This window comes from Mesorhizobium norvegicum (genome assembly GCF_004919685.1).
In the GTDB taxonomy this organism is placed as follows: domain Bacteria; phylum Pseudomonadota; class Alphaproteobacteria; order Rhizobiales; family Rhizobiaceae; genus Mesorhizobium; species Mesorhizobium norvegicum.
Genome location: NZ_SMYZ01000120.1, coordinates 1 through 16,985 on the forward strand (window position 1 = coordinate 1; position 16,985 = coordinate 16,985).

A 16,985-nucleotide genomic window follows, 5' to 3' on the forward strand; every position below is an offset into this window, starting at 1 on the left:
GGCAGGTGAGGGGCAGCGCCGATTTCGACAATTGGCGGTCGCCGACACCGGTCGGAAGCGGGACAGGAGTCACGCAAAATGGCGCCTAGCTTCGGCATCGCCTTCGGCGGCGGCGGCGCGCGCGGGCTGGCGCATATCCATGTCATCGAGGCGCTGGACGAACTGGGCATCAGGCCGGTGGCCATAGCCGGCTCGTCGATCGGCGCCATCATGGGCGCCGGCATGGCCGCCGGCATGACCGGCAAGGACATAAACGACTATGCTCGCTCGATCCTCGGCCGCCGCGCCGAAGTGGCGAGCCGCATGTGGCGGGCACGGCCGGGCACGATAGCCGAAGCCATGCAGAACGGCATCCGCGTCAGCCAGTTCAATGTCGAGCGCATCCTGAAGGCCTTTCTGCCCGAGGCCATTCCCGAAACCTTCGCCGAGCTCAAGATCCCGCTCAAGGTGACAGCGACCGACTATTTCGGCCACAAACTGGCCGTCTTCGATGACGGCGACTTGCACTCCGCACTTGCAGCGTCAGCGGCCATACCCGCCGTGTTCCGCCCGGTGACGCGCGACGGCAGGCTGCTGATCGACGGCGGCATCTACAACCCCGTGCCGTTCGACCTGATCGAGAACGACGCCGACATCATCATCGGCGTCGACGTGGTCGGCGCGCCGGAAGAGGCCGACCGCAAACAGCCGACCTCCGTCGACCTGATGTTCGGCGCCACGCAGCTGATGATGCAGTCGATCATCGCCAACAAGCTGAAACAATGCCGCCCCGACATACTGGTCCGCCCGGCGGTATCAAGATTCCGCGTGCTGGATTTTTTGAAGATCGACGCGCTGATGAACGAGACGGCGGATATCAAGGACGAGCTGAAGCGGCAGGTGGAGAAGGTGCTGGAGGCGCGGGCTGGCGCCGCCATCAAAGCGAGGCGGGGAAAGCAGGTCGGGTGAGGATGCATCTTCCCGACGCGACCTGGAAGGAAAGGGGCTCTAACCGATTTACGATTTCGCCGCCACCGGCGCATACTCCAGCGCCACCACGCCGTTGCTGAATGGCTTGGCAGAAATCAATTCAAGCGACACCGGCTCGCCGGCTGGGAAAAGCGGCTTGCCCTGGCCGACGGCGCCGGGATAGCTGAGCAGCCTGACGCGATCGACCAGGCCATGGCGCAGCAATTCCTGCGCGACGCTGAGGCTGCCATGCACATAGATGTTGCCGCCGCTGCCCTGCTTCAGGATCCTGACCGTTTCCGGCAGCGGTCCCTTCAGCAATTCGGCCGGCTTCCAGTCGAGCGCCTTCAGGCTGGTCGAGGCGACATATTTCGGCAGCGCGTTGAACCGGTCGGCAAAATCTCCGGTTTCCGTGGGCCAGGAGCCGGCAAAGATCTCATAGGTCGTGCGCCCCAAAAGCATGGCACCGCTATCGGCAAGCTCGTCCTCCTTGAACCTGTTCATCTCGTCGTTCCAGGTCACGCTGGGCAGCTTCTCGACCTCGGCAATGCCATCGACGCTGATGAATTCGGTGACGATAAGTTTTCGCATGGCGGCCTCCTCTTCTGTCAAAGGACGGACTGCGCAGGCCCTTTGCGACATGCTTCGTGAAAAATATCGCTGCCCGGTGGAGAGGAAGGGGAGGCGCGCCGCTATCAAGCGGGGGCGGTGGAAGAAGACAAGGTAAGGCTCAAGATCAACTGAGCAACCACGCTATCGCGTCCACTGCAGCATCCGGTGCGGAGGGGACGAGAACCGCGAGGGCGAGAATATGGAGAGAAGACGTCCGGGCTGGCGCGAGACCGCGAGCCCGGTGAAATGCGGAGATGGCCGGGAAGCCCCGTGACCCCCGGCGCCCGTCCTCAGTCCTTAGCCCGCTCCACATAAGCCCCATCGGCGGTCATCACCACCACGCGGGTGCCTGGCGCGATGTGCGGCGGCACCAGGGTGCGCACGCCGTTGGACAGCACGGCCGGCTTGTAGGAGGACGAGGCGGTCTGTCCCTTGGTCGTCGGCTCGGTTTCCACCACTTCGAAAGTAGCGCGCTGCGGCAGCACCAGGGAAATGGCAATGCCGTTGAACTGCGACACCTGCACGGCCATGCCTTCCAGCAGGTAAGGCGCCATGTCGCCGACCACGGCTTCCGATACCGCCACCTGGTCGTAGCTTTCCGGGTTCATGAAATGAAAGCCTTCGCCGTCGCGATACAGGAACGTGTGCTCGCGCTCCTCCACATAGGCGCGCTCCACCTGCTCGGTGGTGCGGTAGCGCTCCGAAACCTTCACCCCGTCGCCGATGCGGCGCATGTCGAGCTGCGTTACCGGCGTGCCCTTGCCTGGGTGGATGTTTTCGGCAAAGAGGATCACATAAAGCTTGCCGTCCTTGTCGACGACGTTGCCTTTGCGGAGCGAACTGGCGATGACTTTCACCACGGTTTTAAATCCTGCAAGAAGAGTTGACTGGCGTTTGCCGGCTCGTGCGGCGCTGGATGGGGGCCTACCGCATCTTGGCCGCCGCCGCCAGCCCCATTCCACCATGATCTGAGCCCCATGACCGAAGCTTCGCCCTGGTGGACGCCGCATGTCCATGCCGACCGCCGCCCGCGGCTGATGCTGCGCAACGGCATCGCTGCCGGCCTGCGCGACTGGTTCGCCGCCCATGATTTCATCGAGGTGGAAACGGCCGCCCTGCAGGTCTCACCCGGCAACGAGGCGCATCTTGCGGCTTTCGCCACCGAAGCGGTCGGGCCGGACGGCGCGCGGTCGCCGCTCTATCTCCACACCTCGCCGGAATTCGCCTGCAAGAAGCTGCTCGCCGCCGGTGAGCAGCGCATTTTCAGCTTTGGCCCGGTCTACCGCAACCGCGAGCGCGGCCCCTTGCACCATCCTGAATTCACCATGCTCGAATGGTACCGGGTGGGCGAGGCCTATGAGAGCCTGATGCTGGATTGCGCCGCCTTCTTGGCGCTGGCCGCGACAAGGGCAGGGGCGACGCGCTTTTCCTTCCGGGGTAGCTACTGCGATCCGTTCGCCGAGCCGGAACGGCTGACGGTGGCGGACGCCTTCACCCACCATGCCGGCATCGATCTGCTGGCCACGGTCGCCGCCGACGGCACAACCGACCGCGATGCGCTGTACACCGCCTTGACTCGCGCCGGGCTGCGCACCGCGCCCGATGACAGCTGGGCCGACCTGTTCAGCCGGGTGATGGTGGAAAAGGTCGAACCGTTTCTCGGGCAAAGGCGGGCGACCATCCTGTGCGAATATCCGCTGGCCGAGGCGGCACTGGCGCGGCCGAGCCCGCGCGACCCGCGCGTCGCCGAGCGCTTCGAGCTCTATTGCTGCGGCGTCGAGCTTGCCAACGGCTTTGGCGAATTGACCGACGCCGACGAGCAGCGCCGGCGCTTCGTCATCGAGATGGACGAGAAACAGCGCATCTATGGCGAACGCTATCCGCTGGACGAGGATTTTCTCGCCGCCCTTGCCATCATGCCGCCGGCCAGCGGCATCGCGCTCGGCTTCGACCGCCTGGTGATGCTGGCCACCAGCGCGCAGAAAATCGAAGATGTCATCTGGACGCCTGTCGCCTGACGCATGGGAAGATCTGGCCCATTCGATTCCAGGGATCAAGGCTGGACCGCGACCCCGAACCAAGCGACCACACAAGCGGCATGGGACCGAGAGTTCAAAAGCTCATGGTCAAACAGGAATATCCAACAGTGGCAGCACAGGAAACAGTCGAAATCGCCATTGTCGGCGCCGGCGTGGTGGGGCTGGCGACGGCACTTCACCTTGCCGCGGACGGTCGCGAAGTGCTGCTCATCGATCCCAACGAGCCGGGCTCCGGCGCCTCGTTCGGCAATGCCGGAACGATCGCCGAATACGCCTGCATGCCCGTCGGCACTCCTTCCGTGCTGCGGGCGTTGCCAAAGTTGCTGCTTGATCCCGACAGCCCGTTTTCGCTGCGCTGGCCCGCGCTGCTGCAACTGGCGCCATGGCTGGTCCAATTCATGCGGCAATCGCTGCCGGCGGCCACCCAAGCCAATGCGCTGGCGCTCGCCGGACTGCTGGCCGACGCCTTGCCGGCCTGGGAGGAAATGGCAGAGGAGGCGGGCCTGGAGGACCTGCTGCGTCGCAATGGCTGCCTTTACCTCTATCGCCGCGAAAGCGATTTTGCCGCCGGGGCCGGCGGCCGGGCAATGCGCGCCGGATTCGGCATTCACCAGGAGATTCTGACGCCTGATGAGGTGGCAGCACTTGAGCCCGGCCTTCCGGCCAGCGGCACGCGTGGGCTGTACTTCCCGGATTCCCTGAACGTCACCGATCCGAAGGCCGTGATGCGGCGGCTCAACGACGCGGCGATCGCTCGCGGCGTGTCGGTGAGGCAAGCGACAATCACCGGGCTGCAGGTCGAGACCGGCGCTGTCCGGCTCAGCGGCCCCGGCTTCAGCATCAAGGCGGGCACGGTGGTGATTGCCGCCGGTGCATGGTCGCGCGCACTGGCCGCGCAGGCCGGCGACAAGATCCCGCTCGAGACGGAACGCGGCTATCACCTTGAATTCCAGACCGATGCGCCGCTGCTGAACCGGCCGGTGTGTCCCGTCGATCTCGGTTTCTACATAACGCCGATGACTGGCCGCTTGCGGGTCGCCGGCACTGTCGAGCTCGGCGGCCTTGCCGCGCCGCCAAATCCGCGCCGGCTGGCGCTGCTCGACCGTGGCGTCAGGCAGATCTTTCCCAAACTTGGCTCGCCTTGGTCGAAATGGCTCGGCTTCCGGCCATCCCTGCCGGATTCCAGGCCGGTCATCGGCGCTTCACGCGGCAGTTCCCGGGTGATCCATGCTTTCGGTCATGGCCATCTCGGCCTGACGCTCGCTCCGATCACGGCGCGCCTGGTCGTTGACCTGATCGCCAGGCGCGGCGATCCGGCTCGGCTCGCAGCCTTTGCGGCGAGTCGTTTCGGTCGTTGATCGACCGGTGCCTGCGTCCTGATCTAGTGCGCGAAAACCTGCTCCAGCGAGCGAAAACCCTTGAATTCCAAGGCATTGCCCGAGGGGTCGCGGATGAACAATGTCGCCTGTTCGCCGGGCTCGCCCTTGAAACGGACCATCGGCCGTTCCAGCCAGTCGATGTCGTCGCGCGCCTCCAGCCGCGTCGCCAGACGTTGCCAGTCGTCCATCAAGAGCACGGCGCCGAAATGCGGGATCGGTACGACAATGCCGTCGACCTTGCCGTCACTGGGGGCCTGTGCGGCCTGCGGACGCAGATGCGCCGACATCTGGTGGCCGTAAAGGTCGAAATCGACCCAGGTCGCTGATGAACGGCCGATCGCACAGCCCAGCACCTCGCCATAGAAAACGCGGGTTTCATCGAGATCACGGACCGGGAAGGCGAGATGGAAAGGCGTCATCGAAATGCTCCGTGCAGGCTGCGAACCGATTTTGCGTCACAGGGTTCGCGATTTGAACCGTCCACCCTGCATTTTGATTGAAGCCTATGCCATTGCACAAGCCGGACCGGAACAATAGATGGGTGGGCAACGGCCGCACGCTGGCCGCACCAGCAGGATTTCAGGCATGACCGATATATCAGACGCAGCAAAATTGACCGACCGCGTCGCGGCTCTGGTCGAGGCTGCCAAAAAGGCCGGCGCCGATGCCGCCGACGCGGTGGCCGTGCGCGGCCGCTCGACCGGGGTGTCGGTGCGTCTCGGCAAGGTCGAGGGTACAGAATCGTCCGAGAGCGAGGATGTCGCGCTGCGCGTTTTCGTCGGCGGTCGGGTGGCAAGTGTCTCGGCGACAGCGGCCTCGGATCCGAAGGTGCTGGCCGAGCGCGCCGTTGCGATGGCGAAAGTGTCGCCGCAGGATCCCTATCAGGGCCTGGCCGACCCGGCATTGCTCGCCAAACAGACGCGCGATCTCGACCTGTTCGATGCCACCGAAGTGTCGGCCGACCAGTTGAAGGAAGCGGCTCTTGCGGCGGAAGCGGCCGCCCTTGCCGTCAAGGGCGTGACCAATTCGGCCGGCGCCAGCGCCGGTGCCGGCCTGGGTGGCCTGGTGCTGGCCACCTCGCACGGCTTCCTCGGCCATTATGTCGGGTCGCGGTTCTCGCGTTCGGCCAGTGTCATCGCCGGCGAGGGCACCGGCATGGAGCGCGACTATGAATTCTCCTCGCGCCAGCATTTTGCCGATCTCGATGCGCCCGAAGACATCGGCCGCAAGGCCGGCGAACGTGCCGTGCGGCGCATTGGCGCGCGCCAGGCGGCGACCGGGCCGGTCGACGTGGTGTTCGACCCGCGTGTCGCGCGCGGCATCGCCGGCCATCTTGCCGGCGCCATCAACGGTGCCTCGGTCGCGCGCAAGACGTCGTTCCTGCGCGACATGATGGGCAAGCAGGTGGCCGCATCCGCCATCACCGTCACCGACGAGCCGCTCAGGCGGCGTGGCCAGGCCTCGCGTCCGTTCGACGGCGAAGGCGTCGAGGGCGAAAAACTGTTCATGGTCGAGAAAGGCGTGCTCAACCACTGGTTCCTGTCGACCTCGGCCGCGCGCGAGCTGGGTCTCGTCACCAATGGGCGCGGCGCGCGCGGCGGCTCCTCCGTGACGCCATCCTCCACCAATCTCGCCATCGAGCCTGGCGAGCGATCGCCGGAAGAGCTGATCAAATCGCTCAAGACCGGCTTCTACGTCACCGAAGTGTTCGGCCAGGGTGTCGACATGGTCACCGGCGAATACAGCCGTGGCGCCTCGGGCTTCTGGATCGAGAATGGCGAGCTGGCCTATCCGGTCGCCGAGGTCACCATCGCCTCGAACCTGAAGACCATGTTCCTCAACATGGTGCCGGCAAGCGATCTCGACCGCAATTTCGGCACCGCGGCCCCGACGCTCCTGATCGAAGGCATGACCCTTGCCGGAGCATGACCTGACCACTGCCGACGCCACCGAAGACTTGCCGCTGCTGCGCGATGCCGCCCGCGAGGCGGGGGTCATCGCCATGCGCTACTTCGGCAACAGCCCACAAGTCTGGATGAAGGGCGGCACGTCGCCGGTCAGCGAGGCCGACCATGCCGCCGACGCCTATCTGCGCGAAACGCTGCTGGCGGCGCGGCCGGACTATGGCTGGCTGTCGGAAGAGACAGTCGACGATCCGGCTCGGCTTTCGGCCCGCCGCACCTTCGTCGTCGATCCGATCGACGGCACGCGCGGTTTCCTGGAAGGCCAGCGCACCTGGTGCGTCAGCGTTGCCGTCGTCGAGCATGGCCGCACGCTGGCCGGCGTGCTGGAATGCCCGGCGATGGAAGAGACCTATTGGGCGCTGCCCGGCCAGGGCGCCTTCCGCAACGGCAAACGCATTGCGGTGCGCAAGCTGGCGGATACGGCCGAGATTTCCGGGCTGAAGCAGCTGACCGACCTGATGCCGGCCGAATGGCAGGCGCGGCTGAAGCGGGCGCCCTACAGCCCTTCGCTCGCCTATCGGTTGGCCATGATCGCCAATGGCGCGCTGGATGCCACTTTCGTCAAGCCGAACGCACATGACTGGGACATTGCGGCGGCCGATCTCATCCTGCGCGAGGCCGGCGGCCAGTTGCTCGACCAGCATGGCCGCGCCCCGCTCTATGCCGGCGAGGTCACCCGCCACGGCGTGCTTGCCGCCGGCAGCGGTGAATTGCTGGCCGTGCTCGCCGGCGTCATCGCCGGGCTGGATGCGTGAAAGCGTTTTCCCGAGCGAGATGAATTCATCTCGCTCTAAAGGTTCCAAAGTCGGCGGCTTTGGTCTAGACCTGTCACAAACTCACGATATGTGAAGGACCGACATGGCCGCGGAAGACGGAAAGAAACAGCTTTTGCATCTGGTGTTCGGCGGCGAACTGAAGAAGCTTGGCGGCACCGAATTCCGCGATCTCGACGGGCTCGACATCGTCGGCATCTATCCGGACTATCAATCCGCGCACACGGCGTGGAAAGCCAAGGCGCAAGCCAGCGTGGACAACGCCCACATGCGTTATTTCGTCGTTCATCTGCACCGGCTGCTCGACCCCGACAACAAGGCTGCCGGTTGACTTCGATGGAGCATGATCTGGCGAAAGGGCCAGCGAGCGAGGCCGCGCCCACGAGCAGGGGACGCAGCCGCACGACCAAGGCCTTCTGGCGCAAGATTCGCCAACCGCTGGCGCAGTCGCGATTCGTCAAGAACGCCATCGCCAGCCTGTTCGCGCAGTTCGTCCGGTTCGTGCGCCTCACCAATCGCCTCGTCGAGGGATCGGCGCGGTTTTCGGGCGGGGCCTATACCGAGTTCGAGCCCGGCATCATCGCCCTGTGGCACGGCCAGCATCTGCTGACGCCAGCCTACTACCCCAAGCGCAAGCCGCTGGTCGCCATGGTCTCACGCAGCGCCGATGCCGAGCTCAACGCGCTGATGCTGGAGAAATTCGGCATCGAGGCGGTGCGTGGTTCGGGTGGGCGTGAAAACGCCAGGCATCTCGACAAGGGCGGGGCAAAAGCACTTATCGCCCTGAAAAAGTCGCTCGGTGCCGGCAAGAACGTCGCCATGATAGCAGACATTCCGCACGGTACGCCGCGAGACGCAGGGCTTGGTATCGTTCTCCTGGCGCGGCTCTCCGGTCGGCCACTGCTGCCTGTCGCCATCACCACCAGCCGCCGCAAGGTGCTGGAGAAGAGCTGGGACAAGACCACCATCAACCTGCCGTTCGGCCGCTCGTCGATCGTCATCGGGCCACCGATCTTCGTGGCGGCCGGCGCCGATGAAGCCGAAATGGAGCGCAAGCGCCAGGAAGTGACAGTTGCGCTCAATGCCGCGACCGCCGAGGCCTACCGTCTCGTGGATGGTCCGCGATGAGCGGTTTCTGGGCGCGAACCATGCTGTCGGCATATCGTTTTGCCGGTGCGGCCGCCTATCCGCTGGTCGGACCCTATGTCGCCTGGCGCACCTCGCAGGGCAAGGAAGACCGCAACCGCCGCCGCGAGCGCTATGGCGTCGCCGGTCGCGCGCGCCCCGACGGGCCGGTGATCTGGATCCATGCCGCGAGCGTCGGTGAGACCATAGCCGTCGTGCCGTTGGTCGAAAGCATTCTCGACTATGGCGTCAACATCGTGCTGACGACCGGCACCGTCACCTCGGCGCAGGTCGCCGACGAACGGCTCGGCGATCGCATCATCCACCAGTATGTGCCGCTCGACCTCAAGCCGGCGGTCAGCCGGTTCCTCGATCACTGGCAGCCGGATCTGGCGATCATCGCCGAATCCGAAATCTGGCCGATGACCATTCTCGAGCTTGGCGCGCGCCGCGTGCCGCAAGTGCTGGTCAATGGCAGGCTGTCCGACCGCTCGTTCAAGTCGTGGAAGAAACGGGCCAACATCGCCGAGGCGTTGTTCGAGAACCTGGCTCATGTGGTGGCGCAGTCGGATGTCGATGGCGAGCGGTTTCTGGCGCTCGGCGCGCGGCCGGTGACGGTGTCGGGCAACCTCAAGGTCGACACCTCGCCGCCGCCGGTCGACGAACGGGTGCTGGCGACGCTGCGGCGGCAGATCGGCCTGCGCCCGACCTGGGCGGCGATCTCGACCCATGACGGCGAGGAGGTGGTCGCGGCGGAAGTCCACGCGACACTGCACAAGCGTCACCACGGTCTTCTGACGATCGTCGTTCCACGTCACCCCGATCGCGCCGAGGCGCTGGCGGCACAGATTTCCGGCATGGGCCTGAAGGTCGCGCGGCGCAGCAAGGGCGACAGGATCACATCCGACACCGACATATTGCTTGGCGATACGATCGGCGAGATGGGGCTCTATCTCCGGCTGACCGAAATCGCCTTCGTCGGCCGCTCGCTGACCTCCGAGGGCGGCCAGAACCCGCTGGAGCCGGCCATGCTCGACACAGCGGTTCTTGCCGGGCGCAATGTGCAGAATTTCCGCGAGGCCTACCAGCGTCTGCTCGACAGCGGCGGCGCCAAGCTGGTGCGCGATCGCGACATGCTGGCCGGCGCCGTCAATTTTCTTCTGACCAATGAAGTGGCGCGCCACGAAATGATGGCGGCGGGCGTGGCGACCGTCGACGAGATGCGCGGTGCGCTGGCGCGCACGCTGAAATCGCTTGAGCCCTACATCCAGCCGCTGGTCGTCAAGTCGCGCCTGAAGGGCGCGAACGGGCGCTAGCGTGGCTTCCGAAGCACCACCATTCTGGTGGGAAGAGCCGGACTGGCGGGTCCTGGCACTATCGCCGCTATCGGCCATCTATGCGGCCGCCGCCGGCCGCGGCATGCGGCGGGCCAAGCGCGAGAAGGTCGAGGCACCGGTTCTGTGCATCGGCAATTTTACAGTCGGCGGCACCGGCAAGACACCGGTGGCCATCGCGCTCGCCCAACAGGCCAAGCGCATGCATCTGAAACCCGGTTTCCTGTCGCGCGGCCATGGCGGCTCCTTCGCCGAGCCGCATGTCGTTGATATCGATCACGACAGCGCCAGACATGTCGGCGACGAGCCGCTGCTGCTCGCCGAACATGCGCCGGTGGCGGTGACGCCGAACCGCGCCGCCGGCGCCCGGCTGCTGCTGGAGCGGCATGGCTGCGATTTCCTGATCATGGACGATGGATTCCAGAGCGCCCGCATCCACATCGACTACGCGCTGGTCGTCGTCGATGCGCGCTACGGAATCGGCAATGGCCGCGTCATTCCGGGCGGTCCGCTCCGGGCCAGGGTCGTCGACCAACTGGTTTTCACCAGCGGGCTGTTGAAGATGGGCGAGGGCACCGCGGCCGACGCCGTGGTCCGCCAGGCGGCACGCGCCGGCCGGCCGATCTTCGAGGCCCATACCGAGCCAAGCGGTAAGGCAGGGCTTGCCGGCAAGCGGTTCCTCGCCTTCGCCGGTATCGGCCATCCCGAAAAATTCTTCGACACGGTGCGCGAGGCCGGCGGCGAGCTGGTGTTGACGCGGCCGTTTCCGGACCATCATTTCTATGCCGAAGACGAACTTGCCGAGCTGGCGGCCACCGCACGCGCCGAAGGGCTCGGCCTCATCACCACCGCCAAGGACGCCGCCCGGCTGCGCCATGGCGCTTCACAGGACTTTCTCGACCGGCTCGAGGTGCTGGAGATCGATACGGTTTTCGAGCTTGCCAATGTTCCCGGGCGCATCATCGACGAGACGCTCGATGCCTGGCGCCAGCGCAAGCTGAAGGGCTAAAGCAATTCCAGGAAAAGTGTGAAACGGTTTTCCCGGGAAAAGCGCATAGCGCTTTCCCTTGGGAATTGCGTCAAAACAAAGAGCTAGAGCGGTTCGCCGTTTCCGTGAAACGGTGAACTGCTCTAGCCGCGCTTACGCAACTCCGGATGCATCTCGATTTCGCGGCGCAGCGAGGCGGTGGCGTTGATGTAAGGCTCTTGCCTGGCGACGCTCCAGTATTTCAACTCGTCGAGCGGAATGCTTTCGCCTGTCACCGCGCAGCGCACGAATGCGCCAGGGCTGGTGACCTGGAAGTCGCCATCGAGGTAGCGGATGCGGGCTTCCTTGCCGCCGGGGCCTTCGAAACGGTTCATCATGCAGGGACGCCGAGGTTCATGGGGATTTCATCGCCATAAATTCCCGGCGAGGTCAAGCATGTGACAAGCCTGAGACAATGCTGACCCCCTATTGTTGGGGAGAAAAACGCTGATGTCGGGGCACTATGGACATTTCCTCCGCCCGCCTTGCTGCCTTGCTCAGGGAAGCGATGACGCCGCAAGCCGTGCCGTCGGCAAAGGCTGATCCCGTCAAAACGGCCCTCGTGAAGGCGCTGGTGGCGCCGCCGGCGCCGTCCGGCGTTCCCGTACGTCCGGCAGCGACACCGGCACTGCCTATGCTGTTATCGCCGGCAACAACGGCGAGAGTCCAGCAGACGGCCTCGGCAGAGATGTTGCAGGCCTATCTGGCGCTTGCCGAGCCGGATGGCGAAACAGCCGGCGGTGCCGCGCGGGCGGCGGCTGCAGCCAGCAGGCCGGCGGACAGCGACACTGCGCCGCGTGGCCTGGCGCCGCCCCTGCCAAGGGTCGATGAGGGAGCCGCTGCAAGGCCCGCGGCACTGCCATGGCTTGTGTTTCTCTCACCTGAGGTTCCGCCCCTGCGCCGCGCGGCCGTCGCCAATGCGGCTGCAGGACGAGGGCAGGCGGCTTCCCGGTCGAACGACGTGGCGCGGCCCGAAAACAGGCAGATGAGCGTGGGGCTGACATCGCTGGCTGCCGGGCTGTTGGCCGCGGCGATCGTCGGGTTCGTTCTCCTGGTGCTGCGCTAACCCTCGGCCTCGATGAAGGCTTCCATCTTTTCCGGCGCCAGCCCTGCCTGCACCGCGATACGGCGCGCCAGTTCCGCCGCGGCGGCACGTGGCCGTCCCATCGGCCGGTCGAGCCAGTAGGATACCGGATTGAGCGCGGTGCGTTCGTCGACGGGAGTGATGCGGCCCGACTTCAATTGATGCCCGGTCAGAGGCGGACGCGCCAGCGCGATGCCGAGCCCATAGGCGGCGGCGTCGAGCACAAGATTGTAGTCCTCGAAGCGGCGGTCCTGCGGGCGCGGGCGGTAGTCCATGCCTTGCGCGGCAAACCAGGCGCGCCAGGCTGACGCGTCGGAATCGTTGATCAGCGGATATTTGAGCAGCCGGGCAGGGTCGCCGCGCCCGATCTCGCGCGCCAACTCCGGTGACGCGACGGGAAAGACATGTTCCTCGAAAAGCTGCACCGAGACGCGGCCCGGAATGCCGCCACGGCCGCAGCGGATAGAGAGATCGATGCCCTCATCGGCAAGGTCGGCCTGGCGGATGTCGACGTCGAGCACGATGCGAAGCTTGGAGGGATCGTTCTCCAGTGCCGCCATGCGCGGCATCAGCCACAGGCCGCTGACCGATGGGATCGAGGTCAGCCGCACCACGGCGGTGCCGCGCGGCTCGACCCAGCGGTCGGAATGGGTCGATATCAGCGCGAAAGCCTCCGCCGTGCGCAGATGCAGGCGGTTGCCTTCGATCGTCAGCGAGACGCCGCGCGCACCGCGATCGAAGACCTTCAACCCCAGCCAGTCCTCGAGCTTGGCAATCTGCCGGCTGACGGCGCCGTGGGTGATGTTGAGCTTTTCGGCCGCCGCCGAAAAGCTGCCTGTCCGCGCCGCCGCGTCGAAGGCGCGCAGCGTTTCGAGCGGCACCATTGTGTCCGAGCTGTGATCCATAGTCACAGCTGATCCTCGATTTGGTCGTTTGTCAACAGGCCCGAAAAGGCGTTTTCTGCCTTTGAGGATCGAAGGACACGAGGGCAGTGAGATGAGCGCAATGACCAGTACGTTGAATCCGACACAGCGGATGGACACCACGGCAGCCATCGCGGTGGCGCTGACAGTGGTTGGCTGGGCCTCTGCCTTTCCGGCGATCCGCGCCGGTCTCGCGGCCTTCGGACCGCTGGAACTGGGTGCATTGCGCTTTGCCATCGCCGCCGTGCCGGCGGCGATCTTCCTCGCCGTCAAGCGCCCGGCGCTGCCCAGGCTGGACGAAGTGTGGCGCCTGGTCTTTGGCGGCGCTATCTTCGTCGCGCTCTACACCGTCATGCTCAATTTCGGCGAACTGACCGTCTCGGCCGGTGCCGCCGGCTTCATCATCAATGTCAGCCCGATCTTCACCGCCATCATGGCAATGGCGCTGCTTGGCGAGCGCTTTTCGGGCATGGCCTGGGCCGGCACGGTGATTTCCTTCGCCGGCATTGGCGTCATCGCCATGGCCGACGGGCATGGCCTGCATTTCAACGCCGGCGCTCTCCTGGTGCTTGGTTCGGCCTTGTGCTCGGCCGTCAACACCATCGTCCAGAAGCCGCTGTTTGCCCGCCATCATCCATTGACCATTTCGGCTTCCAACATGGTGCTCGGCGCACTCTGCCTGTCGCCCTTCCTGCCGAGCGGCTTTGCGCAGGCAGCGGTGGCCAACACCGCCGGCCTCGGCGCTGTGATCTTTCTCGGCATCGTGCCCAGCCTGATCGCCTATGCCGCTTGGGCGACCGCGCTGTCGCGTCTGCCTGCGGCACGTGCCTCGAACTTCCTCTATCTTGTTTCGCCCATGTCTGCCCTGATCGGCTTCTTCTGGCTGGGCGAAGTGCCGACGTTGCTTGGCATCCTCGGCGGCGCGCTGGCGCTCGGCGGCGTCATCGTGGTGAATTTGAAGCGTTAAAACAAAAGGCTGGAGTTGTTTCCGGACTCAAACCGGGAACCGTATCCGCCAGCATGCAGACACCCAGGAGAAGGGCAGCTATGGTGAGTTGCCTTCACTGGGGGGACGGAATGGGAAGACTGTTCATATCGGCAATTTTTTGCGTCTTGCTGCTGAGCGGGAAGGCCGCCGCGGGTTGGTATCACGTGGAGAATTACGAAGGATCCATCGGCTCCCAGCCCGTTCATGTCTCGCTTCAGACATATGACGGCTTCGGCAGCGGCATGACCGTCGAGGGAAGCTATTTCTACGACGCGAAACAAAGCCCGATAGCGGTGTTCGGCAAGCTCAACGGCACCAGGCTCGCACTCTGCGAGATCTCGAACGACAAGGAATTCGACCGGATATTGGTGGTTGGATCAAAGATCCCCGTCGACACCACTGCATGCCCGTTTTCCCTCGACATGGCTGAAAACGGCGCGACAGGCACCTGGAGCAAGGGGGCGGATAAATATCCCGTCACGCTCAAGAAGGTCGCGAGCCTCGACGACACGGGCGACACAAAGATTGACGGAACCGTCGAAATCCCCTTCTGGGCCGAAACAGCCGCCGACAGGTTTGCCGGCGTTTATACGAACACCGACTCAGGTACTTGCATGGCGAAGATGCAGGTCATCAAAAAGAGCAGCAGGAAGGTCGTTCAGGAGATCGCCTTCGATGATGACAACTGCAACGCCGGCATGCTGATGACGTCCATCTATGAGAACGTCCAGAAGTGGGCCGAGCGAGGCAAGGACATCATTTCGGTGAATTTTCGAGGTGGCGGCGCCGGATATACGATGGACTATGCCTTTAACCGCAAGACCAAGAAGTACCGTCAGAGGAAATGAAGCGGGACGCCGATCGTCAGCAAGACCTCAACGCCGCCCGAACAGTCTTTCGATGTCGGCCAGCTTGAGCTCGATATAGGTCGGGCGGCCATGGTTGCAGGTGCCGGAGCCGGGCGTCGCCTCCATCTGGCGCAGCAGGGCGTTCATCTCCTCGGCCTTGAGCAGACGGCCGGAACGCACCGAGCCGTGGCAGGCCATGGTCGCGGCGATCTTGTCCAGCCGTTCCTTCAGCGTGTCGACCGTGTCGTTGTCGGCGATCTCGTCGGCGAGGTCGCGCACCAATTGCTGGACATTGGTTTCGCCCAGCATCGACGGCGTCTCACGCACGGCGACAGCGCCGGGGCCGAAGCGCTCGATGCTGAGGCCGAAGCGGGCCAGCGTTTCCGAATGCAACGCAAGCCGCTCGGCGTCCTCTTCCGGCAGATCGATGATTTCAGGCAGAAGCAGCATCTGCGAGGGCACGGGGCGCGAATGCAGTGCGTTCTTCAGCGCTTCGTAGACCAGCCGTTCATGCGCCGCATGCTGGTCGACGATGACGAGCGAATCCCTGGTCTGCGCGACGATGTAGTTCTCATGTACCTGCGCACGCGCCGCACCCAGCACCGCGCCAAGCAGCGTCTCGGCCGCCTCATCCTGCCCGGCACGCGCATCGGCGCTGGCAAGCGGGCCGGCATCGAACGCCGCCTGCTCGTTCTCACGCAAACCGCGATGCTCGAAGCCGGCGCCCTCGAAACCCATGTCGAGTGGCCGCTGCGGCGACCGGGCCGGATCGAAGCCGGACGAGCCGGAGGCATGGTATGATGCCTCGTAGCTGCGGTGGCCATTGGCAGGGCCGCCGTGACCGTAGGGTGCGGCGCCGGGCCGGAAGGCCGCCATCATGCCGGCCGCACCCGTGGTGGCGGCGCGGATGCCGGAATCGGCCAGCGCCTGGCGGATGGCGCCGACGATCAGCCCGCGCACCAGGCCGGGATCGCGGAAGCGCACATCGGCCTTGGCCGGATGGACATTGACGTCGACGATGGCCGGATCGAGCGACAGGAACAGCACCGTCACCGCATGGCGGTCGCGCGGCAGGACGTCGGCGAAGGCACCGCGAATGGCGCCGGCGATCAGCTTGTCGCGCACCGGCCTGCCGTTGACGTAAGCATATTGCTGCAGCGCATTGGCGCGGGTGAAGGACGGGATCGACACGTGACCGGTCAGATGCACGCCTTCGCGCATCGCCTCGATGGCAATGGAATTGTCGGGAAAGTCGGCACCCATCACCTGGGCGACGCGACGCAGGCTGCCTGCCGCGCTGTCGTCGGTCGCCGGCAATTCCAATGTCGAGCGGTCCGGGCCAGCCAGCGTGAAGCGCACGGCGGGGAAGGCGATGGCGATGCGCTTGACCACGTCGCTGGTCGCCGAGCTTTCGGCGCGCTCGCCCTTCATGAATTTCAGTCGGGCCGGCGTTGCGAAGAACAGGTCGCGCACCTCCACCGTGGTGCCGCGATTGGCCGCCGCCGGTCTGACGGGCAAGACGCGGCCACCCTCGATGCCGATCTCGGCGGCACTGTCGCCGGCGGCCGTACGCGAACGGATCGACAGCCGCGACACCGAGCCGATCGACGGCAGTGCTTCGCCGCGGAAGCCGAGCGAGCGGATGTCGTTGATATCCTCGGTGAGCTTGGAGGTGCAGTGACGCGCAATCGCCAGCGCCAGCTCCGGTTCGGGAATGCCGGAGCCGTCATCGGTGACGCGGATCAGGCTCAGTCCGCCGCCGGCGGTGACGATCTCGACGCGTGAAGCACCGGCGTCGAGCGCATTCTCGACCAGTTCCTTGACCACGCTTGCCGGACGCTCGATGACTTCGCCGGCGGCGATCTGGTTGATCATCGTGTCGGAAAGCTGGCGAATGGGCATGGAACCACTATAGGCGGATTCGTAGCTCGTCGGAAGCTT

General features: G+C 65.1%; 18 protein-coding genes. 12 read left to right on the top strand and 6 right to left on the bottom strand.

Annotation, left to right across the window (positions count from 1 at the left end):
- The first annotated feature begins 78 nt into the window (after positions 1 to 78).
- Positions 79 to 948, top strand: coding sequence for a patatin-like phospholipase family protein (locus FCU66_RS36850; protein ID WP_136620981.1), 870 nt, complete (start codon positions 79 to 81; stop codon positions 946 to 948).
- 48 nt (positions 949 to 996) lie between these two features.
- On the opposite strand, the gene FCU66_RS36855 is transcribed toward FCU66_RS36850, so the two are convergent.
- Both FCU66_RS36855 and efp read right to left on the bottom strand, forming a co-directional pair.
- Positions 997 to 1,539, bottom strand: a complete 543-nt coding sequence (locus FCU66_RS36855; protein WP_136620982.1) for a dihydrofolate reductase family protein — start codon at positions 1,537 to 1,539, stop codon at positions 997 to 999.
- Between the two features lie 311 nt (positions 1,540 to 1,850).
- On the bottom strand, positions 1,851 to 2,420 hold the full coding sequence (efp, locus tag FCU66_RS36860; protein WP_027038615.1) for an elongation factor P: 570 nt from the start codon (positions 2,418 to 2,420) through the stop codon (positions 1,851 to 1,853).
- Between the two features lie 117 nt (positions 2,421 to 2,537).
- Here efp and epmA point away from each other — a divergent pair, with 117 nt between their 5' ends.
- The gene (gene epmA, locus FCU66_RS36865) at positions 2,538 to 3,578 is read left to right on the top strand and encodes an EF-P lysine aminoacylase EpmA (protein WP_136620983.1); all 1,041 of its coding nucleotides are present in this window, start codon (positions 2,538 to 2,540) and stop codon (positions 3,576 to 3,578) included.
- 128 nt (positions 3,579 to 3,706) lie between these two features.
- Positions 3,707 to 4,957: an NAD(P)/FAD-dependent oxidoreductase gene (locus FCU66_RS36870; protein WP_136620984.1), complete on the top strand. Its 1,251-nt coding sequence runs from the start codon at positions 3,707 to 3,709 to the stop codon at positions 4,955 to 4,957.
- A 23-nt stretch (positions 4,958 to 4,980) separates the two neighbouring features.
- On the opposite strand, the gene FCU66_RS36875 is transcribed toward FCU66_RS36870, so the two are convergent.
- Positions 4,981 to 5,397, bottom strand: coding sequence for a VOC family protein (locus tag FCU66_RS36875; RefSeq protein WP_013532348.1), 417 nt, complete (start codon positions 5,395 to 5,397; stop codon positions 4,981 to 4,983).
- A 166-nt stretch (positions 5,398 to 5,563) separates the two neighbouring features.
- Here FCU66_RS36875 and FCU66_RS36880 point away from each other — a divergent pair, with 166 nt between their 5' ends.
- The 6 genes from FCU66_RS36880 to lpxK all read left to right on the top strand — a co-directional run bounded on the left by FCU66_RS36880 (position 5,564) and on the right by lpxK (position 11,183).
- On the top strand, positions 5,564 to 6,907 hold the full coding sequence (locus FCU66_RS36880; protein WP_136620985.1) for a TldD/PmbA family protein: 1,344 nt from the start codon (positions 5,564 to 5,566) through the stop codon (positions 6,905 to 6,907).
- Positions 6,894 to 7,697 (top strand): 3'(2'),5'-bisphosphate nucleotidase CysQ, encoded by an 804-nt coding sequence (locus FCU66_RS36885; protein ID WP_136620986.1) that lies wholly within the window; start codon positions 6,894 to 6,896, stop codon positions 7,695 to 7,697. Before FCU66_RS36880 ends, FCU66_RS36885 begins: the two co-directional genes overlap by 14 nt.
- A gap of 103 nt (positions 7,698 to 7,800) precedes the next feature.
- Positions 7,801 to 8,046, top strand: a complete 246-nt coding sequence (locus FCU66_RS36890) for a DUF4170 domain-containing protein (protein WP_013532345.1) — start codon at positions 7,801 to 7,803, stop codon at positions 8,044 to 8,046.
- A 5-nt stretch (positions 8,047 to 8,051) separates the two neighbouring features.
- Entirely contained in the window at positions 8,052 to 8,843 is a 792-nt protein-coding gene (locus tag FCU66_RS36895) for a lysophospholipid acyltransferase family protein (RefSeq protein WP_136620987.1), read from the top strand.
- Positions 8,840 to 10,156 carry a lipid IV(A) 3-deoxy-D-manno-octulosonic acid transferase gene (gene waaA, locus FCU66_RS36900; protein ID WP_136620988.1) on the top strand — a complete coding sequence of 439 codons (1,317 nt, stop codon included), beginning with the start codon at positions 8,840 to 8,842 and terminating at the stop codon, positions 10,154 to 10,156. The genes FCU66_RS36895 and waaA overlap by 4 nt, the downstream gene beginning before the upstream one ends.
- Before the next feature lies 1 nt (position 10,157).
- Complete coding sequence (gene lpxK, locus FCU66_RS36905; protein WP_136620989.1) at positions 10,158 to 11,183, top strand: tetraacyldisaccharide 4'-kinase; 1,026 nt, start codon at positions 10,158 to 10,160, stop codon at positions 11,181 to 11,183.
- 122 nt (positions 11,184 to 11,305) lie between these two features.
- Here the strand turns inward: lpxK and FCU66_RS36910 are convergent, their stop codons facing one another.
- The gene (locus FCU66_RS36910; protein ID WP_136620990.1) at positions 11,306 to 11,539 is read right to left on the bottom strand and encodes a DUF2093 domain-containing protein; all 234 of its coding nucleotides are present in this window, start codon (positions 11,537 to 11,539) and stop codon (positions 11,306 to 11,308) included.
- 125 nt (positions 11,540 to 11,664) lie between these two features.
- Between FCU66_RS36910 and FCU66_RS36915 the strand changes: the two genes are divergently transcribed.
- Entirely contained in the window at positions 11,665 to 12,267 is a 603-nt protein-coding gene (locus tag FCU66_RS36915; RefSeq protein WP_136620991.1) for a hypothetical protein, read from the top strand.
- Here the strand turns inward: FCU66_RS36915 and FCU66_RS36920 are convergent.
- Positions 12,264 to 13,190: a LysR family transcriptional regulator gene (locus tag FCU66_RS36920; protein ID WP_136620992.1), complete on the bottom strand. Its 927-nt coding sequence runs from the start codon at positions 13,188 to 13,190 to the stop codon at positions 12,264 to 12,266. The genes FCU66_RS36915 and FCU66_RS36920 overlap by 4 nt on opposite strands.
- Positions 13,191 to 13,281: 91 nt before the next feature.
- Between FCU66_RS36920 and FCU66_RS36925 the strand changes: the two genes are divergently transcribed.
- Together FCU66_RS36925 and FCU66_RS36930 are read left to right on the top strand one after the other, a co-directional pair.
- Positions 13,282 to 14,175 (top strand): DMT family transporter, encoded by an 894-nt coding sequence (locus FCU66_RS36925; RefSeq protein WP_136620993.1) that lies wholly within the window; start codon positions 13,282 to 13,284, stop codon positions 14,173 to 14,175.
- A gap of 110 nt (positions 14,176 to 14,285) precedes the next feature.
- Positions 14,286 to 15,044 (top strand): hypothetical protein, encoded by a 759-nt coding sequence (locus FCU66_RS36930; RefSeq protein ID WP_168992269.1) that lies wholly within the window; start codon positions 14,286 to 14,288, stop codon positions 15,042 to 15,044.
- 27 nt (positions 15,045 to 15,071) lie between these two features.
- On the opposite strand, the gene mutL is transcribed toward FCU66_RS36930, so the two are convergent.
- Entirely contained in the window at positions 15,072 to 16,946 is a 1,875-nt protein-coding gene (mutL, locus tag FCU66_RS36935; RefSeq protein WP_136620995.1) for a DNA mismatch repair endonuclease MutL, read from the bottom strand.
- Positions 16,947 to 16,985 lie beyond the last annotated feature (39 nt).

What these genes read in the sequence shown, in the direction of transcription:
- FCU66_RS36895 (WP_136620987.1), top strand. Translation starts at nt 8,052, where the DNA reads ATGGAGCATGATCTGGCGAAAGGGCCAGCGAGCGAGGCCGCGCCCACG.
- FCU66_RS36875 (WP_013532348.1), bottom strand. Translation starts at nt 5,397, where the DNA reads ATGACGCCTTTCCATCTCGCCTTCCCGGTCCGTGATCTCGATGAAACC.
- FCU66_RS36850 (WP_136620981.1), top strand. Translation starts at nt 79, where the DNA reads ATGGCGCCTAGCTTCGGCATCGCCTTCGGCGGCGGCGGCGCGCGCGGG.
- FCU66_RS36915 (WP_136620991.1), top strand. Translation starts at nt 11,665, where the DNA reads ATGGACATTTCCTCCGCCCGCCTTGCTGCCTTGCTCAGGGAAGCGATG.
- waaA (WP_136620988.1), top strand. Translation starts at nt 8,840, where the DNA reads ATGAGCGGTTTCTGGGCGCGAACCATGCTGTCGGCATATCGTTTTGCC.
- FCU66_RS36930 (WP_168992269.1), top strand. Translation starts at nt 14,286, where the DNA reads ATGGGAAGACTGTTCATATCGGCAATTTTTTGCGTCTTGCTGCTGAGC.
- FCU66_RS36920 (WP_136620992.1), bottom strand. Translation starts at nt 13,190, where the DNA reads ATGGATCACAGCTCGGACACAATGGTGCCGCTCGAAACGCTGCGCGCC.
- epmA (WP_136620983.1), top strand. Translation starts at nt 2,538, where the DNA reads ATGACCGAAGCTTCGCCCTGGTGGACGCCGCATGTCCATGCCGACCGC.
- FCU66_RS36910 (WP_136620990.1), bottom strand. Translation starts at nt 11,539, where the DNA reads ATGATGAACCGTTTCGAAGGCCCCGGCGGCAAGGAAGCCCGCATCCGC.
- FCU66_RS36880 (WP_136620985.1), top strand. Translation starts at nt 5,564, where the DNA reads ATGACCGATATATCAGACGCAGCAAAATTGACCGACCGCGTCGCGGCT.
- FCU66_RS36890 (WP_013532345.1), top strand. Translation starts at nt 7,801, where the DNA reads ATGGCCGCGGAAGACGGAAAGAAACAGCTTTTGCATCTGGTGTTCGGC.
- FCU66_RS36855 (WP_136620982.1), bottom strand. Translation starts at nt 1,539, where the DNA reads ATGCGAAAACTTATCGTCACCGAATTCATCAGCGTCGATGGCATTGCC.
- FCU66_RS36925 (WP_136620993.1), top strand. Translation starts at nt 13,282, where the DNA reads ATGAGCGCAATGACCAGTACGTTGAATCCGACACAGCGGATGGACACC.
- mutL (WP_136620995.1), bottom strand. Translation starts at nt 16,946, where the DNA reads ATGCCCATTCGCCAGCTTTCCGACACGATGATCAACCAGATCGCCGCC.